This window comes from Agrilactobacillus fermenti, from assembly GCF_021030645.1.
GTDB classification, from domain to species: Bacteria; Bacillota; Bacilli; order Lactobacillales; family Lactobacillaceae; genus Agrilactobacillus; species Agrilactobacillus fermenti.
On sequence record NZ_JACGCJ010000056.1, the window covers coordinates 1 to 5,459 of the forward strand.

3 protein-coding genes are annotated in these 5,459 nt (G+C 40.4%); 1 reads left to right on the forward strand and 2 read right to left on the reverse strand.

Going from position 1 to position 5,459, the window contains the following annotated elements; genetic code table 11:
• Positions 1-332: 332 nt before the first annotated feature.
• Together FHQ08_RS12495 and FHQ08_RS12500 are read right to left on the reverse strand one after the other, a co-directional pair.
• Positions 333-2,657, reverse strand: coding sequence for an ABC transporter ATP-binding protein/permease (locus tag FHQ08_RS12495; RefSeq protein ID WP_230914720.1), 2,325 nt, complete (start codon positions 2,655-2,657; stop codon positions 333-335).
• A 171-nt stretch (positions 2,658-2,828) separates the two neighbouring features.
• Positions 2,829-4,946 carry an AAA family ATPase gene (locus FHQ08_RS12500; protein ID WP_230914721.1) on the reverse strand — a complete coding sequence of 706 codons (2,118 nt, stop codon included), beginning with the start codon at positions 4,944-4,946 and terminating at the stop codon, positions 2,829-2,831.
• 243 nt (positions 4,947-5,189) lie between these two features.
• On the opposite strand from FHQ08_RS12500, the gene FHQ08_RS12505 reads away from it, so the two are divergent.
• Complete coding sequence (locus FHQ08_RS12505; RefSeq protein ID WP_230914722.1) at positions 5,190-5,330, forward strand: hypothetical protein; 141 nt, start codon at positions 5,190-5,192, stop codon at positions 5,328-5,330.
• The last annotated feature ends 129 nt before the right edge of the window (positions 5,331-5,459 follow it).

Here is a 5,459-nt window from a genome sequence, read left to right on the forward strand (position 1 = left end):
TGTCGCTTATAGAATAACATTGGAAGGCACTTCGTGCCTACATAAAAGCAAAAAATTCCTTGAGATCAGATCTCAAGGAATTTTTTACTTTAGGCTGTATAAAAAGACTTATGTCCCAGCCTCTTTTGTTTTTATGTAGTGGCTAGGATCATAAGTCACCACTATTTATTTACGAACAGTTTTATTTTAAACGTGTTCCAAAAGGCAACACCCTCACCTAACCACGAATGGCTCAAATGGTAAGCCCCCCATTTTTCGCAATTCTTGTTAGTGCTCAGGTGCTGAGCGCCTTTTGTCCCACTCTTCACTATTTATTTGCGAACAATTAAATTCTATTCTGAACGTAACGCAATGGCAGCGTCTTTTCTGGCAGCCATGCGTGCGGGAATGTGTCCGCCAAGTACGGTAAGAATCGTACTAATAATGATCAAAATAACCCCATGTAACGGATTCAAATGGGCCACACCAGCTAAACCGGTGATGTTTTCCAAAATAATATTCGCTGGGAAAGTTAATAACCAAGCAATTAAAACACCTAAGACTCCAGAACCAAAACCAAGGATCGTCGTTTCAGCATCAAATACTCGGGTAATATCACGCTTCCGGGCACCCAGTGCTTTTAAGACGCCAATTTCTTTGGTACGTTCCAACACAGAAGTGTAGGTAATGATCGCGATCATGATCATACTAGTGACTAACGAAATCCCCGCAAAAGCAATCAAAACATAGGTAATGGCATCCATCAACCCCCCAGTCAGATTAGAAACGTTGCCAGCTAGATCAGTATAGATTACTTTATCTGCTTTTGATTTTCCCTTATTGTAGCGATCCAGATATTTCAAAATATTGTCTTTATCTTTAAAGCTGGTTGGGTAAATTTGGATACTTGTTGGAATAGCACTGCCGCCAATAGCCGCCATCATTTGTGTCCGTGCTTCTGGCTGTAACTCTTGATTCGTCATCACATTTCTGTCACTACGCTCCTGGGCCTGAACGATTGCTGAATTTTTATTTTCAGTCATGACTTCTTTGGTCAAGCGATCACTATAAGCTAAGCCACTCGCTAATAAACCGTCACTATTTTTTGACTTGACCCGTAAAATACCGACAACTTTTAACGTTTTGGTTTTGCTTGCATCAGCCATTCGTTGATAGTCATTACTTGGCAAAAAGTTACCTGTTGGTAGTTGCTGATAGTAGTCGTCATTTGCAACGAGTTTGATAGTTGTACCCAGCAATTGGTCAAAGTTAAACCGCTCATTTTCCTTAACTTTAAAGCCAATATTTTTCAGCGCGTTAATGTTGATGGAATTGTCACGATTAACGATCATAACTACATCCGTTGTTTCAGTGGGATAATTACCAGCAATCACTTTATAGTTACTCTTCAAAAAACTCTGCCCGCCAGTTCGATCGATGGGATAAACGGAACCACCGACACCGGTAGCTTGAGCCATCATTGCTGAGGCATCAGTACCACCGGTTTCTTTAGCATTAGAGAATTTTACCGGCTTATACTTTCCATCTACTTCCCGGACCAAATTTAAACCAGTAGCATAAGTTTTACTGATGTTATTAGTCAATTTATGACTGATACCATCTACGTAATTTAAATATTTTTGGGTCAGTTTATTATCATGCTGCGCTTTTTCAGCAGCACTGGTCTTGGCCGTTACATTTTGACGCTTTGAGAATTTAGTATCTGTATTTTGATTCTGAGTACTGGTATCCTGTCCGACTTGGGTAATGGTAATTGGAAATTGAGACAGTGTCTCACGCTGAGTTTTATCGATTTGTTTTTGAAAACCATTGGATAAGGCCAGTACGATCGCGATCCCGATGATGCCGATACTAGACGCAAACATTGTCAAAAAGGTACGTCCTTTTTTTGTGCGAATATTGTTGAAAGACAACTTCAAGGCAGTCCAAAAACTCATCTTAGTTCGTTTAAGCTTGAATTCATCTGCTTTGGGATGTTCCTCATGGGGCCGAGAATCATGTTGGATTTGTCCATCAGCAAACTCGATAATGCGATCAGCATATTCGTGTGCTAAGTCTGGATTATGGGTTACCATGATAACCAGCCGTTCTTTGGATAACTCTTGGATCAACTGCATAATCTCATTACTGGTTTCGGTATCCAATGCGCCAGTTGGTTCATCAGCCAACAGGATTTCAGGATCGTTGGCAATTGCTCGGGCAATAGCTACCCGCTGCATCTGGCCGCCAGATAATTGGTTGATTTTTTTATTCATGTGGGGACCCAAGCCCACTCTAACTAAAGCATCCTTAGCTTTCTGCTTTTTCTCGGCGGCAGGCACCCCACTTAGGGTCATCCCCATCTCCACGTTATCAAGCAAGCTTAAGTGATTGATCAAATTATAACTTTGAAAAATAAAGCCAATAGAATTATTGCGGTAAGCATCCCAATCAGAATCCTTAAAAGATTTGGTAGATTTACCATCAATAATCAAATCTCCAGAATCATACTGGTCTAAACCACCAATCACATTTAACATCGTTGTTTTCCCAGAACCACTGGGTCCTAAAATTGCAACGAATTCTTGCCGACGAAAAGCAACCGAAACATTATCTAGTGCTTTGGTGATACTGTCGCCGACATGATAATACTTCTTAATATTTTTTAGTTGTAGCAAAGCGTCACGTCCCCAAATTTTATTTGTTAATGCTATTGTAACTGAACGCTAATTAAAAACGGCAATGATACGGTTTCCGAACACAAAAAAAGAGATTATTGGTCAATCACGATCAAAATCTCTTCTATTATATAGTTTTACAATTTTATGAGCATCCGTCTAAGGGTCGAATTACTTAGTACCAACGGCTTCTTTAGCTGGAAATACTTGAATTTTACCATCCACTAAATCGATATTTAGATCTTTAACATTCAGGTGATCCAGATAAAAATCTGTGATCTGATCTTGTACATTTTGTTCAATCACCCGACGCAATGGTCGTGCCCCCATGGCTTCATCATAACCTTGCTCGATCAACCAGTCTTTGGCTGCCTGACTGACATGCATCTTCATACCTTTCTTATCCAAGCTATGTTGTACGTCAGCTAACATCAAATCTACGATTTCACCTAAATCAGCTTTGCTCAAGTGACTAAATTCAACAATGCCATTGAACCGATTCAAGAATTCAGGCCGGAAGTATGGCGCCAATCGTTGCATCAACGTCAAATCTTTAGCCTTATCTGAAGACAAAGCTTCATTACCAAAACCAGCATTAGACGTTGCAATGATCACGGTATTCTTGAAGTCTACCACGTTGCCTTGGCCATCTGTTAAGCGGCCATCGTCTAAGACTTGTAACAACAAAGTCAATACTTGGGGATCAGCTTTTTCAATTTCATCCAAAAGGACAATGGCATAAGGATTGCGCCGAACCTGTTCAGTCAATGTGTTCCCATTGTCTTCATAGCCAACATAACCTGCTGACGTGCCAATCAGTTTAGAAACAGCGGTTCGATCAGAATATTCTGACATATCTAAGCGAATGATCGCATCTTTTTTACCAAACAGATCTAAAGCTAATTGCTTGGCTAATTCTGTCTTACCGACACCAGTTGGACCAACAAAGAGAAAGCTGCCAATTGGCCGATTACTCTCGTCAAAACCGGCTCTATTCCGACGAATGGCTTTAACAACCATATCAACGGCTTCGTCTTGACCAATAACTTTACCCTTAATTCGTTGAGCCATGCCTTGCAGCCGTTGAATATCGGAAGTCCCCATCTTACCAACAGGAATACCTGTCAGACGTTCAACAGCCTGGGCAACATCATCAGGTGTCGCAATAACTTTTTCATCTGTAGCTTGCTTACCGTTTAATTGCTGTTCGAGCTTTTCAATTTTAGTTTTAAGATTAGCTGCTTTTTCAAAATCCTCAGCTTTTGCAGCAGTATCTTTTTGCTGATTCAAGGTCTTAATTTGTTGCTCTAAATCAACTTTATCAATAACCGGATGTTTAGCAGCTAAATGTGCTGCCGTCATATCGATCAAATCAATTGCTTTATCTGGTAATTGCCGTTGGGGGATATATTGGACCGAATAGTCAACAGCAGCTTGCAAAACATTGTCAGGTAAAACCACATGATGGTGTTTTTCATATAACCCTTTAACACCCTTCAAAATCTCAAACGTCGTGCTGGCTGATGGTTCGTTAACGACCACGTCATTGAACCGACGCGCTAAGGCCGCATTTTTCATAATAGTATTACGATACTCATCTTGTGTCGTTGCCCCAATCACGGTAATTTCACCACGAGACAAAGCTGGCTTGATAATATCGGCCATTCCTTTGCCACCCTGCTCCCCTGTACTGCCAGTACCTAAGATTTGGTGAATCTCGTCAAAGAACAGAATGACGTTTCCCGCTGCTTTGACTTCTTTAATTAAATTTTGAATATTCTCTTCAAAGGAACCCCGATATTGTGTCCCTGCTTCCAAAGACGAGAGATCAATCGAATAAATTGCTTTATCTTTGATTGTTTCAGGGACATTACCAGCAACAATAGCTTGAGCTAGACCTTCAACAACCGCCGTTTTACCAACCCCAGCATCGCCAACTAGAATTGGATTATTCTTTGTCCGCCGACTTAAGATCTCAGCAGTTTCTTGAATTTCTTTGTCACGTCCAATGACTGGGTCTAAAAGACCATCTCGGGCTTCTGCCGTTAAATTGCGACCTAGCTTCTCCAAAATACCGCCTTTTTTGATCGCATGTTCACCCGTATTTTCTACCGGAATTTCATTAGTTTCAGTTGGTAATTTACCTGTTGCGCGATATTGGGCAAATTGATCTGGCGTCAATCGATGCCCATTAACAATATAACTAGCGGTTTCATTACCATTCATTTGTCTAAAAATATCATTAAAGAAATCGTCCATGTTACTGTTCCCAAAAATGTCGTTTGCCATAGAAATACCCTTCCTTTCTAAATCGAAGAATATCATAAATTTTTTTACAGTTTAAAATCATTGTTGTAAAACTATTTTCATTTATTTAGTTTACATAATACATAATATACCTAAATTAGCACTCGGTCAAGTAGAGTGCTAATTTTTTTTTTTAAAAAGAGCGTAAGTGAAGCTGGTCAACTTGGGAGCACTAACCTAAATTAGGCAGATGAAGCGCTAGCTTCAGCAAGTAATTAAGGTTAGGTGACAAAGTTAGCTTCACGAACGCGTTTAAAACAGAGCGTGGCAAAAGGTGGTCAACGACAGAGCATTAACAAGACTGGTGATAAATGGCGTTCTTTCCATTTGAGCCAGTCGCTGTTAAGTGATGGCGTTACCTTTTGAAGCGCGTTTAAAACAGAGCGTGGCAAAAGGTGGTCAACGACAGAGCATTAACAAGACTGGTGATAAATGGCGTTCTTTCCATTTGAGCCAGTCGCTGTTAAGTGATGGCGTTACCTTTTGAAGCGCGTT

Bases quoted from the DNA above. Each gene is read 5' to 3' on its own strand.
- FHQ08_RS12500 (WP_230914721.1), bottom strand. From the start codon at position 4,946: ATGGCAAACGACATTTTTGGGAACAGTAACATGGACGATTTCTTTAAT.